The 20,869-nt window shown below is 56.1% G+C and carries 18 protein-coding genes; 13 read left to right on the forward strand and 5 right to left on the reverse strand.

Annotation, left to right across the window (positions count from 1 at the left end; genetic code table 11):
• Positions 1-195: 195 nt before the first annotated feature.
• Complete coding sequence (gene ppiC / locus ENTHG_RS22625) at positions 196-477, reverse strand: peptidylprolyl isomerase PpiC (RefSeq protein WP_044185623.1); 282 nt, start codon at positions 475-477, stop codon at positions 196-198.
• A gap of 85 nt (positions 478-562) precedes the next feature.
• On the opposite strand from ppiC, the gene rep reads away from it, so the two are divergent.
• Positions 563-2,587, forward strand: a complete 2,025-nt coding sequence (gene rep / locus ENTHG_RS22630; RefSeq protein ID WP_044185626.1) for a DNA helicase Rep — start codon at positions 563-565, stop codon at positions 2,585-2,587.
• A gap of 55 nt (positions 2,588-2,642) precedes the next feature.
• Here rep and ENTHG_RS22635 read toward each other — a convergent pair whose 3' ends face one another.
• The 4 genes from ENTHG_RS22635 to rhlB form a co-directional block, all read right to left on the reverse strand.
• Positions 2,643-3,638, reverse strand: a complete 996-nt coding sequence (locus ENTHG_RS22635) for an amidohydrolase family protein (RefSeq protein ID WP_044185629.1) — start codon at positions 3,636-3,638, stop codon at positions 2,643-2,645.
• Positions 3,639-3,784: 146 nt separating this feature from the next.
• Complete coding sequence (locus tag ENTHG_RS22640) at positions 3,785-4,693, reverse strand: LysR family transcriptional regulator (protein WP_044185632.1); 909 nt, start codon at positions 4,691-4,693, stop codon at positions 3,785-3,787.
• Between the two features lie 18 nt (positions 4,694-4,711).
• Complete coding sequence (gene gppA, locus ENTHG_RS22645; protein ID WP_044185635.1) at positions 4,712-6,205, reverse strand: guanosine-5'-triphosphate,3'-diphosphate diphosphatase; 1,494 nt, start codon at positions 6,203-6,205, stop codon at positions 4,712-4,714.
• A gap of 5 nt (positions 6,206-6,210) precedes the next feature.
• Positions 6,211-7,479, reverse strand: a complete 1,269-nt coding sequence (gene rhlB, locus ENTHG_RS22650; RefSeq protein WP_044185638.1) for an ATP-dependent RNA helicase RhlB — start codon at positions 7,477-7,479, stop codon at positions 6,211-6,213.
• 144 nt (positions 7,480-7,623) lie between these two features.
• Between rhlB and trxA the strand changes: the two genes are divergently transcribed.
• The 12 genes from trxA (at position 7,624) to wecG (ending at position 20,642) form a co-directional block, all read left to right on the forward strand.
• Complete coding sequence (gene trxA, locus ENTHG_RS22655) at positions 7,624-7,953, forward strand: thioredoxin TrxA (protein WP_039077011.1); 330 nt, start codon at positions 7,624-7,626, stop codon at positions 7,951-7,953.
• 338 nt (positions 7,954-8,291) lie between these two features.
• Entirely contained in the window at positions 8,292-9,551 is a 1,260-nt protein-coding gene (gene rho / locus ENTHG_RS22660) for a transcription termination factor Rho (protein WP_023479599.1), read from the forward strand.
• 242 nt (positions 9,552-9,793) lie between these two features.
• Positions 9,794-10,897, forward strand: coding sequence for a UDP-N-acetylglucosamine--undecaprenyl-phosphate N-acetylglucosaminephosphotransferase (wecA, locus tag ENTHG_RS22665; RefSeq protein WP_044185648.1), 1,104 nt, complete (start codon positions 9,794-9,796; stop codon positions 10,895-10,897).
• A gap of 13 nt (positions 10,898-10,910) precedes the next feature.
• A complete protein-coding gene (gene wzzE, locus ENTHG_RS22670; protein WP_044185651.1) occupies positions 10,911-11,957 on the forward strand; it encodes an ECA polysaccharide chain length modulation protein in 1,047 nt (348 codons plus the stop codon).
• 56 nt (positions 11,958-12,013) lie between these two features.
• A complete protein-coding gene (gene wecB, locus ENTHG_RS22675; RefSeq protein ID WP_071825932.1) occupies positions 12,014-13,144 on the forward strand; it encodes a non-hydrolyzing UDP-N-acetylglucosamine 2-epimerase in 1,131 nt (376 codons plus the stop codon).
• On the forward strand, positions 13,141-14,403 hold the full coding sequence (gene wecC, locus ENTHG_RS22680; protein ID WP_044185655.1) for a UDP-N-acetyl-D-mannosamine dehydrogenase: 1,263 nt from the start codon (positions 13,141-13,143) through the stop codon (positions 14,401-14,403). The genes wecB and wecC overlap by 4 nt, the downstream gene beginning before the upstream one ends.
• Before the next feature lie 8 nt (positions 14,404-14,411).
• Positions 14,412-15,089: a dTDP-4-amino-4,6-dideoxy-D-galactose acyltransferase gene (rffC, locus tag ENTHG_RS22685; protein WP_044185657.1), complete on the forward strand. Its 678-nt coding sequence runs from the start codon at positions 14,412-14,414 to the stop codon at positions 15,087-15,089.
• A 4-nt stretch (positions 15,090-15,093) separates the two neighbouring features.
• Positions 15,094-16,224 carry a dTDP-4-amino-4,6-dideoxygalactose transaminase gene (gene rffA, locus ENTHG_RS22690; RefSeq protein WP_044185658.1) on the forward strand — a complete coding sequence of 377 codons (1,131 nt, stop codon included), beginning with the start codon at positions 15,094-15,096 and terminating at the stop codon, positions 16,222-16,224.
• Position 16,225: 1 nt separating this feature from the next.
• Positions 16,226-17,476, forward strand: a complete 1,251-nt coding sequence (gene wzxE, locus ENTHG_RS22695) for a lipid III flippase WzxE (RefSeq protein ID WP_044185660.1) — start codon at positions 16,226-16,228, stop codon at positions 17,474-17,476.
• Positions 17,473-18,552: a TDP-N-acetylfucosamine:lipid II N-acetylfucosaminyltransferase gene (locus ENTHG_RS22700; RefSeq protein ID WP_044185662.1), complete on the forward strand. Its 1,080-nt coding sequence runs from the start codon at positions 17,473-17,475 to the stop codon at positions 18,550-18,552. Before wzxE ends, ENTHG_RS22700 begins: the two co-directional genes overlap by 4 nt.
• The gene (gene wzyE / locus ENTHG_RS22705) at positions 18,549-19,889 is read left to right on the forward strand and encodes an ECA oligosaccharide polymerase (RefSeq protein WP_044185665.1); all 1,341 of its coding nucleotides are present in this window, start codon (positions 18,549-18,551) and stop codon (positions 19,887-19,889) included. Before ENTHG_RS22700 ends, wzyE begins: the two co-directional genes overlap by 4 nt.
• A 12-nt stretch (positions 19,890-19,901) precedes the next feature.
• Positions 19,902-20,642, forward strand: coding sequence for a lipopolysaccharide N-acetylmannosaminouronosyltransferase (gene wecG, locus ENTHG_RS22710; protein WP_044185667.1), 741 nt, complete (start codon positions 19,902-19,904; stop codon positions 20,640-20,642).
• Positions 20,643-20,869: the final 227 nt, after the last annotated feature.

Raw genomic sequence — 20,869 nt, forward strand, 5'->3', positions numbered from 1 at the left:
CGATGCGTTGGCTGCGAGCGCACACCCCAGTCACATAGTTATCTATGCTCCTGGGGATGTACGCCCTTGCCGCCTTCCGGCAAGCCGAAATCCATAGAGGAATGCATGAACAGGATGTCTTAGCAGGCTGGATAAGGCACAGCGTCAGCTGGCAATGGCAAAAAAAAGCCCGGTGTAGCATACCGGGCTTTTTTGTTATTTCCGGTACAGCACCTTGATAACGTGGTAGCCGAACTGGGTGTGCAGCGGGCCGGTGGGCTCAAGCAGCGGGCAGGAGAAAACCACTTTATCGAATGCGGGGACCATCTGACCCTGGCGGAATTCGCCCAGGTCGCCGCCGCGTTTACCTGACGGGCAGATAGAGTGTTTTTTAGCCAGCTTGCCGAAATCGGCACCGCCTTTAAGCTGCTCCAGAAGATCCAGAGCCAGTTTTTCTTCTTTAACAAGGATATGCAGTGCTGCTGCCATTTTTGCCATGATCGTGCCTTGAGTGGTGTGGTTCAGGCTGGCTATACTACCACGCTCTAAATTTCCCCTCCCGACTTCATTGAGTGGCCTTCTTATGCGTTTGAATCCCGGACAACAACAAGCCGTCGAATTTGTCACCGGACCCTGCCTGGTGCTGGCGGGTGCTGGCTCCGGTAAAACGCGCGTCATCACCAATAAAATCGCTCATCTGATCCGTGGCTGCGGCTATCAGGCCAGGCATATCGCCGCCGTAACCTTTACCAATAAGGCCGCGCGGGAAATGAAAGAGCGCGTGGCGCAAACGCTGGGCCGCAAAGAGGCGCGGGGGCTGATGATCTCCACTTTCCATACCCTGGGGCTGGATATCATCAAGCGGGAATTTGCCGCGCTGGGCATGAAGTCGAACTTCTCGCTTTTTGACGATACCGATCAGGTCGCACTGCTGAAAGAGCTAACGGAAGGGCTTATCGATGACGATAAAAGCGTGCTGCAACAGCTGATCTCCACGATCTCTAACTGGAAAAACGATCTGCTGACCCCGGCGCAGGCCGCTGCCAGGGCGCAGGGTGAACGCGATCGGATCTTTGCGCACTGTTACGGCTTATACGACGCGCATATGAAAGCCTGCAACGTGCTGGACTTTGACGATCTGATTTTGCTGCCGACGCTGCTGTTGCAGCGTAATGAAGAGGTACGGGAGCGCTGGCAGAACAGGATTCGCTATCTGCTGGTGGATGAGTATCAGGACACCAACACCAGCCAGTATGAGCTGGTTAAACTGCTGGTGGGCAGCCGGGCGCGTTTTACCGTGGTGGGCGATGATGACCAGTCGATCTACTCCTGGCGCGGGGCGCGTCCGCAAAACCTGGTACTGCTGAGCCAGGATTTTCCGGCGCTGCAGGTCATAAAGCTGGAGCAGAACTACCGTTCATCCGGACGCATTCTGAAAGCGGCCAACATCCTGATCGCCAATAACCCGCACGTCTTTGAGAAGCGGCTCTTCTCCGAGCTGGGCTACGGGCCGGAACTCAAGGTGCTCAGCGCCAACCATGAAGAGCATGAGGCGGAACGCGTAACGGCGGAACTGATTGCCCACCACTTTATCAACAGGACGCAGTATAAAGACTACGCCATCCTCTATCGCGGTAATCACCAGTCGCGGGTTTTTGAAAAATTCCTGATGCAGAACCGCATTCCGTACCGGATCTCCGGCGGGACATCGTTCTTCTCCCGACCGGAGATTAAAGATCTGCTGGCCTACCTGCGCATTCTGACTAACCAGGACGATGACAGCGCCTTTCTGCGAATCGTGAATACGCCGAAGCGTGAAATCGGACCGGCAACGCTGCAAAAACTGGGGGAATGGGCGACGGGGCGTAATAAAAGCCTCTTTGCCGCCAGTTTCGATATGGGCCTCAACCAGACGCTTACCGGTCGCGGCTATGAGTCGTTGACGCGCTTTACCCACTGGCTGGGAGAAATCCAGCGGCTGGTGGAGCGGGAGCCTGTCGCCGCGGTGCGCGATTTAATTCACGGCATTGATTATGAATCCTGGCTTTACGAGACGTCGCCCAGCCCTAAGGCGGCCGAGATGCGGATGAAAAACGTCAATACGCTTTTCAGCTGGATGACGGAGATGCTGGAGGGGGATGAGCTTAACGAGCCGATGACGCTGGACCAGGTGGTTACCCGCTTCACGCTGCGCGATATGATGGAGCGTGGCGAAAGCGACGAAGAACTGGACCAGGTACAGCTGATGACGCTGCATGCTTCGAAAGGTCTCGAATTCCCGTACGTATTTATGGTAGGGATGGAAGAGGGATTTTTACCGCACCAGAGCAGCATTGACGAAGACAATATTGATGAAGAGCGCCGTCTTGCCTATGTCGGGATCACCCGTGCGCAAAAGGAGCTGACCTTCACCCTGTGCAAAGAGCGCCGCCAGTACGGTGAACTGGTGCGCCCGGAGCCAAGCCGTTTTCTATTGGAGCTGCCGCAGGATGATGTTATCTGGGAGCAGGAACGTAAGGTCATCAGCCCCCAGGAGCGCATGCAAAAAGGGCAGGCTAATGTCGCTAATATCCGTGCCATGCTGGCGAAAGCGAAACAAAACGGATAAATGAAAGCCATAAAAAAGGGCCTGTGACAGGCCCTTTTTTTACATCTGTTAACTGTTAAATATTAAATACGCGGCTGGCGTTGCCCCAGGCAATTTTATTTTTCAGGTCTGCATCCATTTCCAGCGGATCGAACCAGTCGCAGGCCTGATGAATATCTTCATAAGGATAATCAACAGAGAACATAACGCGATCCGGGCCCATAACTTCAAGCGCGTTTTGCAGCGAATAAGTATTAAAATGGCCGCTGGTGGTCACAATAAAGTTATTTTGCAGATAGTGCATCAGCGGTTTTTCGGCTTTACCCAGGCCGCAGCCAAAACGCTGGCGATAGAGACGGTGTTGCGTACGCGGCAGCATATGAACAAGGCCCTCACCCAGGTGGCCCAATACCAGCGTCAGGTCAGGGTAACGGTCAAACAGGCCGCTCATCATCAGACGAATAGCGTGAACCGCAGTCTCCTGCGCGAAGCCCCATGCGGAGCCAATCAGGCTTTCATAACCGGTGTAAATACCGCGGGCTGGGCCTTCCAGCGGCTCGCGCGGATGCAAATAAACCGGCACTTTCAGCTCGTTCACCTTATCCCAGAAGACCAGCATCGCTTCGTCATCGAGATAGAGGCCGTGCTCGCTGTCTTTAACGTTGGTATAGCCGTTAATCAGCGCGCCTTTCATCCCCAGTTTTTTCACCGCGCGATCCAGTTCTTCGGCGGCAGCTTCCGGATTTTGTAATGCTACCGTTGCGAACGCGCTAAATTTATCGGGGTTTGGTTTGACATAATGATCAATAATATAATCGTTCGTATCGCGTGCAAATTTTACCGCGGCGGATTTATCAAGAATAGATTGCGCGCCCGGAGATGTTAGCGAGAGAATAACATGGTCGATATTTCTCTGCGCCATTTCTTCCAGTTGAATACTGCGATCTAATAAGCGGTGTTCAACATCTTTCATATAATCAGTGCCGTTACGACCGGCCTCACCAGTCGAATCCCAAAGGCGATTATTTTCCGGAGTGGTGACATGTTCTTCTAAGGCAATTTTACCACGCATAGTATTTTCCTCTGGCTTATATAATTTCTGAACGATAGAGGAAGAGTATATTTCCAGGTAATGAGCGGCAATATCCGTATGGCAATAGCCACTATTGGAAAAATTAATAGACCTGACGCAACGACATTCTTAAACGTAATAGTGATTCAGCTTACGCCGGAGTCGGCCAGCCCGGCGATCAGTGAACGCAGCCACATATGGCCGGGATCGTGATGTAGCCGCTGATGCCAGACCTGGCGAATGGAAATATCCGGTAAGGCAAACGGCAGCGGCCAGCAGTGGCAGGGATAGCGCTGAACAATGTGGCGCGCCAGCTGCTCTGGCACAACCGCGACCATTTCACTGCCTGCAACCAGTTCACCCGCGCCCAGAAAACTGGGGAGCGTCAGGGTAATATGCCGCGGCATACCGTGCTCGGTCAGCATCTTATCGATATCACCATGCCCGGTGCCGTTAACGTGGACCGCCAGATGTTTCTCTTCACGCCAGTGCTGCGCGGTAAATGCGTGACTGATGCGCGGATGGTTTTCCGCCGTGAGGCAGACATAGGCCTGGTTAAACAGACGCTGCTGGTAGACGTTATCCGGCAGCTGCATTAAGTAGCCGATGGCTACGTCGCATTTCCCGGTTTCCAGTGCGGCGATGGTCTGGTCATCAATATTGCGTATTGAGAGGGATACCCCATTCGCGCCCTGTTGTAGTAGCGCGGCCTGTAGAGAGGGCAGCAGCGTCATCTGGCTGATATCGGTCATGCCGATAGTGAATTGCCGGGTGCTGGTGTGTGGATCAAACCCCGGCCTGGCAGGCAGTTCGTTATCGACTAAATGGAGGATGGAAAAAACGGTTTGCGCGATGTGATCGGCACGCGGGGTCGGCGCCATCCGCTGACCCACACGTACAAACAGAGGATCGTCAAAATAGTCCCGCAGCTTTTTCAGCAAAATGCTGCCGGTGGGCTGGCTGATGCTAAGGGCGTCGGCAGCGTGGGAAACATTCCCCTCACGGTAGAGCGCGGAAAAAAAACGCAGCGATTTAAAATCCAGTTCTTCCCGCATTATCTCTCCTGAGTTGCGTTATTCCATTGCCTCGCTACGTGCAAAATGCAGCGGCCAGTGGACATAGCTTTGCCACTGACGCTCTTGCTCAATCATCTCAGCGCCCAGCGGATGGCTCTCCAGCCAGCCTGCGGGTAGCGTCACGGTAATGGTCTCACCCTGAGCGGCAATACGAACGCTGGGCAGCAGATCGTCACGACGGCGGCTGGCAAAAATAATCGCCAGCCGCAGCAGACGGCACAGATGCTCCGCCACGCGTGGCGGCACGGCGTTTTGCTGATGAAGGGATGAGAGATCTACCGGGTTCGTCTGGTTCAACAGCAGCGTTGCGAGCAGCTTTTTCTGCGCGGGGGTAAAGCCGGGCAGATCCAGGTTGCGCACCAGCCAGGCGGCATGGAGCGGCGCCTGTTTGAACTCAATACTTAGCCCGATTTCATGCAGTTCGCCGGCAACTTTCAGCATTTCGACGCTGTACGCATCAAGTTCCCACACGTTCGACGCGGCCTGAGCAAACAGCGCCGTCAGCGAGGAGACGCGTCTTGCCTGATCGGTATCGATCATAAAACGGCGCTGGATATTACGCAGCGTGCGGCTGCGAATATCTTCATCAACGCTAAGATGCAGCATCCCATAGACCAGCCCCTCGCGCAGCGCGCCGCCCGCAAGGGTCATGCTTTGGATATTCAACTCGGTGAAGATAGCGATTAAAATAGCCAGCCCGCTGGGGAAAACCAGCGCCCTTTCCAGCGTCAGGCCTTCGATTTCCAGCTCTTCCAGGCGGCCACACTGAATGGCTCGCTGCTTTAACTGTTGCAGCTTGGCCAGGGTAATGCGTTCGTCCATCCCCTGCGCCATCATAATTTCCTGCAGCGCCTGAACCGTGCCGGAAGCGCCAACGCACACTTCCCAGCCGTGACGACGCAGTTCATCGGCAACCGGGCGCAGCACATCCCGCGCGGCGGCTTCGGCGGCGGTGAAATTCTCCTGGCCTAAATTGCGGTCGGTAAAAAAGCGTTCAAGCCAGGTCACGCAGCCCATCGAAAGGCTGAATAATGAGGTCGCCTGCGCGCCAGTGCCGGTTACCAGCTCGGTACTGGCCCCGCCAATGTCCACCACCAGACGGCGGTCGGAACCGCCCGTGGTATGAGCAACTCCCTGATAGATCAGCCGCGCCTCTTCTTCGCCGCTGATAACCTGCACCGGGCAGCCGAGGATCGCCTGCGCTTTATGAATAAAGTCACCGGCATTGGTCGCCAGACGCAGCGTCGCGGTGGCGACAACGCGAATTTGACCGGAGGGAATGTCCTGCAGGCGTTCGGCAAAGAGACGCAGGCATTGCCAGCCGCGCTCCATGGCCTCCTGCGAGAGCACATTGTCGCTGCCCAGACCCGCCGCGAGGCGCACCTTGCGTTTAATGCGCGACAGGGTCTGGATGCTGCCAGCCACCTCGCGTACAACCAGCATATGAAAGCTGTTCGAGCCTAAATCGATGGCGGCATAGGTGTCTGGCATGGCGTTTAACCTGAACGACGACGGTTACGCGGCGCGCCGCCGCTGCGACGCGGGCCGTTACCGGTGCGCGGGCGAGTAAGGCGCTTCGGCGGCGGCAGTTCGCTTAACAGCGCGTCCGGGTTGTACTTACTAACTGGAATAGAGTGGCCGATATAGGTCTCAATCGCCGGCAGGTTCAGCGCGTACTCTTCACAGGCGAGGCTGATTGAGTGGCCGCTGGCCCCTGCACGCCCGGTACGGCCAATGCGGTGAACGTAGTCTTCGCAGTCGTCCGGCAGGTCGTAGTTAAAGACGTGCGTCACGGCAGGAATGTGCAGGCCGCGGGCCGCGACATCCGTCGCCACCAGAATATCCAGGTCGCCACGGGTAAATTCATCAAGGATACGCAGACGTTTTTTCTGCGCGACGTCGCCGGTCAGCAGGCCAACGCGGTGACCATCTGCGGCCAGATGACCCCAGATATCTTCACAGCGGTGCTTAGTGTTGGCGAAGACAATGGCGCGATCCGGCCACTCTTCTTCCAGCAGCGTCTGCAGCAGGCGCATCTTCTCTTCGTTAGAAGGGTAGAAAAGCTCTTCTTTAATACGGTGGCCCGTTTTCTGCTCCGGCTCCACTTCAACGTATTCAGCGTTGTTCATCTGTTCGAACGCCAGTTCGCGAACACGGTAAGAGAGGGTGGCGGAAAAGAGCATGTTCAGACGCTCGGTCGCCGCAGGCATACGGCGGAACAGCCAGCGGATATCTTTAATAAAGCCCAGATCGTACATACGATCGGCTTCGTCCAGCACCACGACCTGGATCGCGCCCAGGTTAATATGGTTCTGTTTCGCATAATCAATCAGGCGACCGGTGGTGCCTATCAAAATGTCGACGCCGCTTTCCAGCACTTTAAGCTGTTTGTCGTAACCGTCGCCGCCGTAAGCCAGGCCAAGTTTGAGACCGGTGGTCTGCGCCAGCGGCTCGGCGTCAGCATGAATTTGCACCGCCAGTTCACGCGTCGGCGCCATGATCAGCGCGCGCGGCTGGTTAACTTTGCGGTCTTCAATGGCCGGATGTGAGAGTAAATAATGAAACGTTGACGTCAGAAACGCCATCGTTTTGCCGGTACCGGTTTGCGCCTGCCCTGCAACGTCACGGCCTTCCAGCGTCAGCGGGAGGGCGAGTGCCTGTATGGGCGTACAATTATGAAACCCTTTAGTTTCAAGGGCTTCAATCACCTTAGGGTGCAGGGCGAAGTCGGAAAACTTCTGTTCAGTTAAATGTGTTTTGCTCATAGTGTGGTAGAATATCAGCTTACTATTGCTTTACGAAAGCGTATCCGGTGAAATAAAGTCAACCTTTAGTTGGTTAATGTGGCATCAACACGTTGCTGTTTTATGCTACACCAACACACCAGGCTTATTCCTGTGGAGTTATATATGAGCGATAAAATTATTCACCTGACTGACGACAGTTTTGACACGGATGTACTCAAAGCGGACGGGCTGGTTCTCGTCGATTTCTGGGCAGAGTGGTGTGGCCCGTGCAAAATGATCGCCCCGATTCTGGATGAAGTCGCTAGCGAATACGAAGGCAAGCTGACCGTAGCGAAGCTGAACATCGACCAGAACCCGGGCACCGCGCCGAAATACGGTATCCGCGGCATCCCGACCCTGCTGCTGTTCAAAAACGGCGAAGTGGCCGCGACCAAAGTGGGCGCGCTGTCCAAAGGTCAACTGAAAGAGTTCCTGGACGCTAACCTGGCGTAACAGACTCACCCCGCCGGCGCGCCAGCTTCCTAAATTATGTGGATTGCTGGACGCCCGGCTTTAGTCGTGCTAATTTAGTTTTGACTTCGTTTTAAACATACCTTGTAGTTTGAATCTTGTTTTACCCGATGCTTCTCGCTGCGTGTCTACGAGCGAAGCAGTGGATAGATTCCGGGCTTATCGCTTATTCCGTCTTGTCGTTTCAGCTCTGCGTGTTTTCCTTTTACCAGACAGCGCCAGGACATGAGTTGATGGCCGTTAACAGGCATGGATGACCCTGCCATACCATTCACAAATTAAGTTCGAGATTTACCCCGAGTTTAAGAACCCACACCATTATGAATCTTACCGAATTAAAGAATACGCCGGTTTCTGAGCTGATCACTCTCGGCGAAAATATGGGGCTGGAAAACCTGGCTCGTATGCGCAAACAGGACATTATTTTCGCCATCCTGAAGCAGCACGCGAAGAGTGGCGAAGATATCTTTGGCGACGGTGTGCTGGAGATTCTGCAGGATGGATTTGGTTTCCTCCGTTCCGCAGACAGCTCCTACCTCGCCGGCCCTGACGACATCTACGTATCCCCCAGCCAAATCCGCCGTTTCAACCTCCGCACCGGTGACACTATTTCGGGTAAGATTCGCCCGCCCAAAGAGGGTGAACGTTACTTTGCACTGTTGAAAGTTAACGAAGTTAACTACGACAAGCCGGAAAACGCCCGTAACAAGATTCTGTTCGAGAACTTAACGCCGCTGCATGCGAATTCTCGTCTGCGTATGGAGCGTGGTAACGGTTCTACCGAAGACTTAACGGCACGTGTGCTGGATCTGGCCTCGCCGATTGGCCGCGGCCAGCGTGGTCTGATTGTTGCGCCGCCGAAAGCGGGTAAAACCATGCTGCTGCAGAACATTGCGCAGAGCATCGCTTATAACCATCCTGACTGCGTACTGATGGTGCTGCTGATCGACGAACGTCCGGAAGAAGTGACCGAGATGCAGCGTCTGGTTAAAGGCGAAGTGGTTGCCTCCACCTTCGACGAACCGGCATCCCGCCACGTTCAGGTTGCGGAAATGGTTATCGAGAAGGCGAAACGCCTGGTTGAGCATAAGAAAGACGTTATCATTCTGCTCGACTCTATTACTCGTCTGGCGCGCGCTTACAACACCGTGGTGCCGGCTTCCGGTAAAGTACTGACCGGTGGTGTTGACGCTAACGCCCTGCATCGTCCGAAACGCTTCTTCGGCGCCGCACGTAACGTGGAAGAGGGCGGCAGCCTGACCATCATTGCGACCGCGCTGATTGATACCGGCTCCAAAATGGACGAGGTTATCTACGAAGAGTTTAAAGGCACCGGTAACATGGAACTGCACCTCTCCCGTAAGATTGCGGAAAAACGCGTCTTCCCGGCGATTGATTACAACCGTTCCGGTACCCGTAAAGAAGAGCTGCTCACCACTCAGGAAGAGCTGCAGAAAATGTGGATCCTGCGCAAAATCATTCACCCGATGGGTGAAATCGACGCGATGGAGTTCCTCATTAACAAGCTGGCAATGACGAAGACCAATGATGAGTTCTTCGACATGATGAAGCGCTCTTAATTCAAATAAAGCTCGGAAACGCCACGTTTTTACGTGGCGTTTTTCATTTATGGGCTATACGCTATATGCATTGGGACAGGCATAGTCCACCGCAGGCCACTTCAATACAAATATCAAAGCAATCAATAAGCTGGTTGCTTGAAAAACAGACAATAACGCCTGCGAACGACCTGCTTTCTCCTTTTTGGAGCACGGCATCGTCGTTATACTGCCAGGATTAACATTCGCTGAGAGCATGCATTGTGAATTTACTCACTGCGTTTACTGAATTATTCAGTGTTTTCTTATTCACGACCGCGTTTTTATTTTTCGCCCGCAAAATGGCGAAGCGCGTGGGTCTGGTGGATAAGCCCAACTTCCGTAAGCGGCATCAGGGGTTGATTCCGCTGGTTGGCGGTATCTCAGTCTTCGCGGGGATCTGTTTTACCTTCGGCATTGCTGACTACTACATTCCTCATGCCGCTCTTTATCTCTTCTGCGCCGGGGTGCTGGTCTTTGTCGGCGCGCTGGACGATCGTTATGACATCAGCGTAAAAATCCGCGCGGTGGTGCAGGCCCTTATCGCCATTGTGATGATGGTGGTCGGCAAGCTCTATCTCAGCAGCCTGGGCTACATTTTTGGCACATGGGAGATGGTGCTGGGACCGTTTGGCTATCTGCTGACCCTCTTTGCCGTCTGGGCGGCAATTAACGCCTTTAACATGGTTGACGGAATTGATGGCCTGCTGGGCGGGCTTTCGTGCGTCTCCTTCGCCGCTATCGGCATTATTCTGTGGTTTGATGGCCAGGTAAGCCTGGCGATGTGGTGTTTCGCCATGATCGCCGCCATCCTGCCCTATATCCTGCTTAACCTCGGGGCGCTGGGGCGTCGCTACAAAGTCTTTATGGGCGATGCGGGCAGTACCTTCATCGGCTTTACCCTCATCTGGATCCTGCTGGAAACCACCCAGGGACAGACGCATCCTATCAGCCCGGTTACGGCGCTGTGGATTATCGCTATTCCGCTTATGGACATGGTGGCGATTATGTATCGCCGTCTGCGCAAAGGGATGAGTCCTTTCTCCCCGGATCGCCAGCACATCCATCATCTGATTATGCGTGCCGGGTTTACCTCGCGGCAGGCCTTCGTTTTGATTACGCTCGCCGCGGCGCTGCTGGCGTCGGTCGGAGTGGTGACCGAATACTTACACTTCATCCCTGAATGGGTGATGTTGGCACTCTTTTTGCTGGCGTTCTTTTTGTATGGCTACTGCATTAAGCGCGCCTGGAAAGTGGCGCGCTTCATCAAGCGTGTGAAGCGCAGAATGCGCCGTAACAGCGGCCACAAACCAACCTTAACCAAGTAAATCCGGGAAAGCGATGACTCAACCATTGTCGGGAGCACCTTCAGCGGGTACGGAAAATGAGCTGGATATTCGTGGGCTGTTTCGTACTTTGTGGGCAGGGAAACTATGGATATGCGGGATTGCGCTGCTCTTTGCGCTAGCTGCGCTAGTGTGGACTTTCTTTGCGCGGCAGGAGTGGGGCGCGACGGCTATTACCGACCGCCCCACGGTCAATATGCTGGGCGGTTTCTATTCGCAGCAGCAGTTTCTGCGCAACCTTGACGTTAAAGCCAATCAGGTGCCTGTGGATCAGCCCTCCGTGATGGACGAGGCCTACAAAGAGTTCGTGATGCAGCTTGCGTCGTGGGATACCCGCCGGGACTTCTGGTCGCAAACGGACTACTACAAGCAGCGTAAAGTAGGCAACAGCAAAGCGGACGCCGCGATGCTCGACGAACTGATCAATAACATTCAGTACACGCCAGGCGACGTGACGCACAACCTGAATGACAGCGTGAAGCTGATCGCAGAGACCGCGCCCGACGCCAACAACCTGCTGCGTCAGTACATCGCTTTTGCCAGCCAGCGCGCCGCGCGTCATCTCAACGACGAGCTGAAAGGGGCGTGGGCGGCCCGTACCATCCAGATGAAAGCGCAGGTAAAGCGCCAGGAAGAGGTGTCTAAAACCATTTTTAACCGCCGGGTGCACAGCATCGAGCAGGCGCTGTCGGTAGCCGAGCAGCACAATATTTCCCGCAGCGAGACGGAAGTGCCGCCGGATGAGCTGCCCGATTCGGAAATGTTTTTGTTAGGCCGACCCATGCTGCAGGCGCGGCTGGAGAACCTGCAGGCAGTAGGGCCTGAATATGATCTGGACTACTTCCAGAACCGGGCCATGCTTAATACGCTGAACGTTGGCCCCACACTTGATCCCCGTTTTCAGACTTATCGTTATTTGCGCACGCCGGAAGAACCGGTAAAACGCGATAGTCCGCGTCGTGCTTTTCTGATGATCATGTGGGGTGTTGTGGGGGCGCTGATTGGCGCTGGCGTTGCGTTAATGCGCCGTCGCTCATTCTGACATGCCGTCTGAGGTGAAGGCCATGCGCCTTCATCACCTAATCGAAGAGAATCGTTGTGAAAGTACTGACCGTATTTGGCACACGACCAGAAGCCATCAAAATGGCGCCTCTGGTACATGCGCTGGCAAAGGACCCTGATTTTGATGCAAAAGTATGCGTCACTGCGCAGCATCGGGAAATGCTCGATCAGGTATTGAATCTCTTTTCTATTGTTCCGGACTATGACCTGAATATTATGCGTCCCGGGCAGGGGCTGACGGAGATCACCTGCCGTATTCTGGAAGGTCTCAAGCCCATTCTGGAGTCTTTTTGTCCGGACGTGGTGCTGGTGCATGGCGACACCACTACCACCATCGCGGCAAGCCTTGCCGCATTTTACCAGCGCATCCCCGTCGGGCATGTGGAGGCGGGGCTGCGAACCGGCGATCTCTCCTCGCCCTGGCCGGAGGAGGCCAACCGTACGCTGACCGGCCATCTGGCGCTGTACCACTTTGCGCCGACGGAAAACTCCCGGCGCAACCTGCTGCGGGAAAACGTGGCGGAGAAGAATATTTTTGTCACCGGCAACACCGTTATCGACGCGCTTTTCTGGGTGCGCGATCGGGTGCTGAACGATGTGTCGCTGGGCGAAGCGCTGGCGGCGCGCTACCCCTTCCTGGATAGCAACAAAAAGTTGATCCTGGTGACCGGCCACCGACGGGAGAGTTTTGGCCAGGGCTTTGAGCATATCTGCCATGCGCTGGCGGAAATCGCCGGGCAGCATGACGATGTCCAGATCGTCTACCCGGTGCATCTCAACCCCAACGTGAGCGAGCCGGTAAACCGTATCCTTGGGAACGTGGATAACGTGACGCTTATCGAGCCGCAGGACTACCTGCCGTTTCTCTGGCTGATGGACCGGGCCTGGCTGATCCTTACCGATTCCGGCGGCATCCAGGAAGAGGCGCCGTCTCTGGGCAAGCCTGTTCTGGTGATGCGCGACACCACCGAGCGGCCAGAGGCGATTGAGGCCGGAACGGTCCGGCTGGTAGGCACAGATCGCCAGCGTATCGTGGCGGAGGTCTCACGGCTTCTGAACGACGTGAACGCCTGGCAGGACATGAGCCGTGCGCATAATCCGTATGGAGACGGGCAGGCCTGTGGTCGAATTTTGCATGCATTAAAAAACAATCGGGTAACCCTATGAGTTTCGCAACGATTTCCGTCATCGGCCTTGGCTATATCGGACTGCCAACCGCAGCGGCTTTTGCTTCACGGCAAAAACAGGTGGTGGGGATAGATATCAATCCTCACGCGGTAGAGACCATCAACCGCGGGGAGATTCATATTGTTGAGCCTGAGCTCGATAAGGTAGTGAAAACAGCGGTAGAGGGCGGCTGGCTGCGCGCCAGCACCACGCCGGTTGAGGCTGACGCCTTTCTTATCGCGGTTCCGACGCCGTTTAAAGGCGAACATGAGCCGGATATGACCTACGTCGAAGCGGCGGCGCGCTCCATTGCGCCGGTGCTGAAAAAAGGCGGGCTGGTGATTCTGGAGTCTACCTCCCCGGTGGGCGCAACGGAACAGATGGCCCAGTGGCTGGCGCAGGCCCGCCCGGACTTAACCTTTCCCCAGCAGGCGGGCGAACAGGCGGATATTAATATCGCTTACTGCCCGGAACGCGTACTGCCGGGCCAGGTGATGGTGGAGCTTATCAAGAATGACCGTGTGGTCGGCGGTATGACGCCGGTCTGCTCTGCCCGCGCCAGCGAGCTTTACAACATCTTCCTGGAGGGCGAGTGTGTGGTCACTAACTCCCGCACCGCCGAAATGTGCAAACTGACGGAAAACAGCTTTCGTGACGTGAACATCGCCTTCGCCAATGAGCTGTCGCTGATTTGCGCCGACCAGGGGATCAACGTCTGGGAACTGATTCGCCTGGCGAACCGCCACCCCCGCGTGAATATTTTGCAGCCCGGCCCGGGCGTCGGCGGCCACTGTATCGCGGTCGACCCGTGGTTTATCGTGGCGCAAAACCCGCAGCAGGCGCGGCTTATCCGCACCGCGCGCGAGGTCAACGACAGCAAGCCGCATTGGGTGCTGAACCAGGTAAAAGCCACCGTCGCCGACTGCCTGGCAGCCAGCGATAAACGGCCCAGCGACGTTAAAATCGCCTGCTTTGGCCTGGCGTTTAAACCCAATATCGACGATCTGCGCGAAAGTCCGGCTATGGAAATCGCCCGCAGCATTGCCCAATGGCACGGCGGCGAAACGCTGGTCGTGGAGCCCAATATTCATCGGCTGCCGCCAGCGCTGGGCGAGCTCAGCAAGCTGGTTTCGCTGGAGACGGCGTTAGAACAGGCGGATGTACTGGTCATGCTGGTGGACCATAAAGAGTTCAAAGCCCTTAGCGGCGACAGCATTGCGCAGCAGTATATTATTGATACTAAAGGCGTCTGGCGCTGAGGCCATCCATGACACTACACGGCGTGGTAGAAGAGCTGGCATGGGAGAGCGCTTTTTTTGGCCTGCGTAGCGCCATCGTGCGTTTGCGCGACGACGCGCCCGCACTGGATGAGCGCGCCTTTGACGGTTTTCACCGCATACAGGCGAAAATAGCGGCAAGCGCCACCCATCAGCTGGATGCCCTGCAACAATTTGGCTTTCGTCTGGTCGAAGGGGAGGCCGATTTTGCCCTGCCGGTTCCAGCGCAGGCGGTTGATCCGCAGGCCCAAACTGCTGTCGCGGCAGATATTGTTCCGCTGCGTCAGATGGCGGCCACGCTTTTCAGCCAGAGCCGCTTTCGCGCGCCCTGGTATCCCCCGGAGGCCAGCGGGCGCTTTTACGCTCAGTGGATTGAAAACGCGGTGAAGGGCGTTTACGACCATGAATGCCTGCTGTTTCGCGCTCCTGACGGCCAGATTAACGCTTTTGTCTCCTTGCGCCAGCTTAACGAAAATGAAGCGCGTATCGGGCTGCTTGGCGGGCGCGGCGCAGGGGAAAAACTGATGCTGGCGGCAGTTTACTGGGCGCAGCAGCGCCAGCTTAAGACGCTTCGCGTGGCGACGCAGATAAGCAATCTTGCCGCCATCAAACGATACACTCGCAGCGGTGCGCTTATGGAAAGCACCGCTTACTGGTTATACAGGTGACTCAATGATCCCTTTTAATGCACCACCAGTGGTGGGAACGGAACTCGACTACATGCAGTCGGCGATGGGCAGCGGCAAACTGTGCGGCGACGGCGGTTTTACCCGTCGCTGCCAGCAGTGGATGGAACAGCGTTTTCGCAGCCCGAAAGTGCTGCTTACCCCTTCCTGTACCGCGTCGCTGGAGATGGCGGCGCTGCTGCTGGATATCCAGCCCGGCGATGAAGTGATCATGCCGAGCTACACCTTTGTCTCCACCGCTAACGCCTTTGTGCTGCGCGGGGCGAAAATCGTCTTTGTCGATATCCGTCCGGATACGCTCAATATTGACGAAACGCGTATCGAGGCGGCCATCACCGACAGGACGCGGGTGATTGTGCCGGTTCACTACGCGGGCGTGGCCTGCGAAATGGACACGATTATGGCTATCGCCAAACGCCATGACCTCTACGTGGTAGAAGATGCCGCGCAGGGGGTGATGTCCACCTATAAGGGCCGGGCGCTGGGCACGATTGGCCATATCGGCTGCTTTAGTTTTCATGAAACAAAAAACTATACCGCCGGTGGTGAAGGCGGCGCGACGTTAATCAACGATCGCGCGCTGGTTGAACGGGCGGAGATCATTCGTGAAAAAGGCACAAACCGCAGCCAGTTTTTCCGTGGCCAGGTCGATAAATATACCTGGCGCGATATCGGCTCCAGCTATTTGATGTCAGATTTGCAGGCCGCTTATCTGTGGGCTCAACTCGAAGCGGCGGACCGTATCAACCAGCAGCGTCTTTCGCTGTGGCAGACCTACCATGATGCGCTTGCCCCGCTGGCGCGCGCAGGGCGCATCGCGCTGCCCTCCATCCCGGAAGGGTGCGTTCATAACGCCCACATGTTCTATATCAAGCTGCGCGACGAAGACGACCGCAGCAGGCTTATTGCTTTCCTGAAAGAGGCCGAAATTCTCTCGGTGTTCCATTACATTCCGCTGCACGCTTCTCCCGCGGGCGAAAAGTTCGGCGAATTTCATGGCGAAGACCGTTATACCACGCAAGAAAGTGAGCGTTTGCTTCGCCTGCCGCTGTTCTACAACCTGGCACCGGTCAATCAGCGTACCGTCATCAATACCTTACTGAGCTATTTTAACTAGCATGTCGCTGGCTAAAGCTTCTGTCTGGACCGCGGCAAGTACCCTCGTCAAAATTGGCGCGGGCTTGCTGGTGGTAAAACTGCTGGCGCTGGCCTATGGTCCCTCTGGCGTTGGGCAGGCGGGAAATTTCCGCCAGCTGATTACCGTGCTGGGTGTGCTCGCCGGTGCGGGCATTTTTAACGGCGTGACGAAATTCGTTGCCCAGCATCATGATGACCCGCAGCGGCTTAATGATGTGGTCGGCACCGCCTCGGCGATGGTGCTTGGCTTCTCTACGCTGCTGGGGCTGCTGTTCTTGCTGGCGGCGGGGCCCATCAGCCAGGGGCTGTTTGGTCATCAGGACTATCAGGGGCTGGTGCGCCTGGTCGCGCTGGTACAGATGGGTATCGCCTGGGCGAACCTGCTGCTGGCGGTGATGAAAGGCTTTCGTGATGCGGCAGGTAATGCGCTATCGCTGATTATCGGCAGCCTGGTCGGCGTTGCGGCCTGGTATGTTTGCTATAAGTCAGGCGGCTATCAGGGCGCGCTGCTGGGCATGGCGCTGGTTCCGGCGCTGGTAGTGATCCCGGCCTTCATCATCTTGCTGCGTCGGCGGCAGGTGCCGCTGGGCTATTTTCGCCCCCGCTGGGATAACGGGCTGGCAGGGCAACTGAGTAAATTTACGCTGATGGCGCTGATCACGTCGGTCACGCTGCCGCTGGCCTACGTCATGATGCGGAACCTGCTGGCCGCCCACTACAGCTGGGATGAGGTGGGCATCTGGCAGGGCGTGAGCAGCATCTCAGATGCTTATCTACAATTTATTACCGCCTCGTTTAGCGTCTACCTGCTGCCGACGCTCTCAAGGTTAACCAGCAAACAGGAGATTGGCCGCGAAGTCCTTAAATCGCTGAAATTTGTCCTGCCTGCGGTCGCGGCGGCCAGTTTCTGCGTCTGGCTGCTTCGAGACTTCGCCATCTGGCTGCTGTTTTCCGACAAATTTACCGCCATGCGCGATCTGTTCGCCTGGCAACTGGTTGGCGATGTGCTGAAAGTGGGCGCTTACGTTTTCGGTTACCTGGTGATTGCGAAGGCGTCGCTGCGGTTTTACATTCTGGCGGAAGTGAGCCAGTTCGTTCTACTGACGCTCTTTTCGCGCCTGCTGATTCCTGCTCACGGCGCGGCGGGTGCGGCGCAGGCCTATATGGCGACCTACATTATCTATTTCACGCTCTGCTGTGGCGTATTTTTACTCTGGCGTAGACGGGCATGACTGCACTCATACATGTACTGGGATCGGATATCCCTCACCATAACCACACCGTGCTGCGTTTCTTTAATGAAAGCCTTGCGGCGGCGGGCCCGAATGCCCGTGATTTTATGCTGGCCGGGCAGGATAGCGGCATCAGTGAAATGTACCCGGCGCTGTGCCTGCAATTTTTCGGCAGCAAACAGGCGCTGGCGCAGGCGGTTATCGCCAAAGCAAAGGCCAACCGTCAGCAGCGCTTCTTTTTCCATGGGCAGTTCAATACCGGCGTCTGGCTGGCGCTGTTGCGTGGGGCGATTAAATCGTCGCAGTTTTACTGGCATGCCTGGGGAGCCGATCTGTATGAAGTCTCCCGCAGCCTTAAGTTCCGCCTGTTTTACCCCCTGCGTCGGCTGGCGCAGCGGCGAGTGGGTGCCATCTTCGCCACCCGCGGCGATTTAGCCTGGTTTGCGCAGCGTCATCCCCATGTGCGTGGCGAACTGCTCTACTTTCCCACCCGTATGGATCCGGCGCTGAATGCGCTGGGGGATGAGGCGCAGCGGCAGGGCAAGCTCACGATTCTGGTGGGGAATTCCGGCGATCCCAGCAATGAGCATATTGCGGCGCTGACGGCTATCCATCGCCAGTTTGGCGATACGGTAAACCTGGTGATCCCCATGGGCTACCCGGCGAATAACGGCGATTACATTGCGAAGGTACGGGAGGCCGGGCTTGCGCTATTCAGTGCGGAAAACCTGCGTATCCTCAGCGAAAAGATGGATTTCGATGATTATCTCGCGCTGCTTGGCCAGTGCGATCTGGGCTATTTTATCTTCGCGCGCCAGCAGGGTATCGGTACGTTATGCCTGCTGATTCAGGCCGGCGTGCCCTGCGTGCTTAACCGCGCTAACCCTTTCTGGCGGGATATGGCTGAAGAGAACATTCCGGTGCTGTTTACCGATGATGCGCTCAATGAAGCGATCGTTCGTGAGGCGCAGCGGCAGCTGCAGGCGGTAGACAAAAGCGCCATCACCTTCTTCAACCCGAACTATATTGCCCCCTGGCATCGGGCGCTGCGCATCGCGGCGGGGGAGGCGCAATGAGTCCGCTTGAATTCAGTGGATTATTGATAGTCTGGCTGCTGGCAACGCTGTTTATCGCGGCCCTGACCTGGTTTGAGTTTCGCCGCGTAAGGTTTAACTTCAACGTCTTCTTTTCGTTGCTGTTTTTACTGACCTTCTTTTTCGGCTTCCCGCTCACCAGCGTGCTGGTATTTCGCTTTGACGTCGGCGTCGCGCCGCCTGGGGTCATGCTACAGTCGCTGCTGGCGGCAGCCTGCTTTTACGGCATTTATTATATTACCTACAAGACACGGCTGCGCGCCGCTTCGCGGGACGTACCGCGCCGCCCGCTCTTTACCGTGAACCGGGTTGAGGCGCATCTGACCTGCGCCATGCTGATGCTGATTGCGCTGGTTAGCGTGGCCATTTTCTTTATGCATAACGGCTTTTTACTGTTCCGTTTGCACTCCTACAGCCAGATTTTTTCCAGCGAAGTTTCCGGCGTGGCGCTCAAGCGCTTCTTCTACTTCTTTATTCCCGCCATGCTGGTGGTCTATTTTCTGCGCCAGGACGGGCGGGCGTGGCTCTTCTTCCTGGTCAGCACGGTCGCGTTTGGGTTGCTGACCTATATGATTGTCGGCGGCACCCGCGCCAATATCATCATCGCTTTCGCCATCTTCCTGTTTATCGGCATTATCCGCGGCTGGATCTCGCTGTGGATGCTGGTCGCCGCCGGGGTGATGGGCATCGTCGCTATGTTCTGGCTGGCGCTAAAACGCTACGGGCTGGATGTCAAAGGGGATGAGGCGTTCTACACCTTTTTATACCTTACCCGCGACACCTTCTCGCCGTGGGAGAACCTGTCGCTGCTGCTGCAAAATTACGACAAGATCGAGTTCCAGGGGCTGGCCCCTATCGTGCGCGATTTCTATGTCTTTATTCCCACCTGGCTGTGGCCGTCCCGCCCTGGTATCGTGCTGAACTCAGCCAACTATTTTACGTGGGAAGTGCTCAATAACCACTCCGGGCTGGCTATCTCGCCCACGCTGATTGGCTCGCTGGTGGTGATGGGCGGCGTCTGGTTTATTCCTCTCGGCGCGGTGGTGGTCGGCTTGATCATCAAGTGGTTCGACTGGATTTATACGCTGGGCAACCGGGAGTCCAGCCGCTATAAAGCGGCTATTCTGCACAGCTTCTGCTTTGGCGCCATTTTCAACATGATTGTGCTGGCGCGTGAGGGGCTGGATGCGTTTGTTTCCCGCGTGGTCTTCTTCCTGCTGGTTTTTGGCGCCTGCGTGTTACTGGCGAAACTACTCTATTGGCTCTTTGATAGCGCCGGGCTGATTAACAGGCGCGGCGCCTCTCTGTCTCAGGTCTGAATAAGGATGCGAATGACTGACAACACAGCGGCCCCGGTGTATGACCTGCGCGGGCTGAAACTCATCGGCTGGCGCAATATGCAGCATGCGCTGGACTACTTATACGCTGACGGCGCGCTCAGGAACGGGACGCTGGTCGCGATTAACGCCGAGAAGATGCTTACCATCGCGGATGACGCCCAGGTGCGGGCGCTTATCGAAACGGCGGAGTTTAAATATGCCGATGGTATTAGCGTGGTGCGCTCTATTCGCAAGAAGTACCCGCAGGCGCAGGTGGATCGCGTGGCGGGCGCCGACCTGTGGGAAGCGCTGATGGAGAGAGCGGGAAGAGAAGGAACGCCGGTTTTTCTGCTGGGGGGAAAGCCCGAGGTGCTGGCGCAAACAGAGGCGAAGCTACGCGCGCAGTGGCAGGTGAATATTGTTGGCAGCCAGGACGGTTACTTTCGCCCCGAAGACCGGCCGGCGCTGTTTGAGCGTATTCGTGAAAGCGGAGCGAAAATTGTCACCGTCGCCATGGGGTCGCCGCGCCAGGAGATCCTGATGCGCGACTGCCGCACGGTATACCCTGACGCGCTCTATATGGGCGTCGGCGGCACCTACGATGTCTTCACCGGCCACGTAAAACGCGCGCCCGCTATCTGGCAGCGGCTGGGGCTGGAGTGGTTGTACCGGCTGCTTTCTCAGCCAAGCCGCCTGACGCGCCAGCTCAGGCTGCTGCGTTATTTGTCCTGGCATTATCGGGGCAACCTGTAACTTTCTGCCGTCGCGCCTTCCTGGCGCGACGCAATCGTTCTTTTCTTGTGCAAACCCACACTATTTTTTACACATCGTTTGCCATTTATCTCATTTTACGAAACCATTCGCGCGCTCAAAACACTGCGCAATGACCTTTTGCGCGTAGATGACTGTGAGCCTGATACACGTTTTTCTCATAAAAATAACCCGCCCAGCGGGGAAGTTGTAAACACGACAGAGGTTAT

Origin of the sequence: Phytobacter massiliensis JC163, from assembly GCF_000321045.1 — a bacterium.
Taxonomy (GTDB): domain Bacteria; phylum Pseudomonadota; class Gammaproteobacteria; order Enterobacterales; family Enterobacteriaceae; genus Phytobacter_A; species Phytobacter_A massiliensis.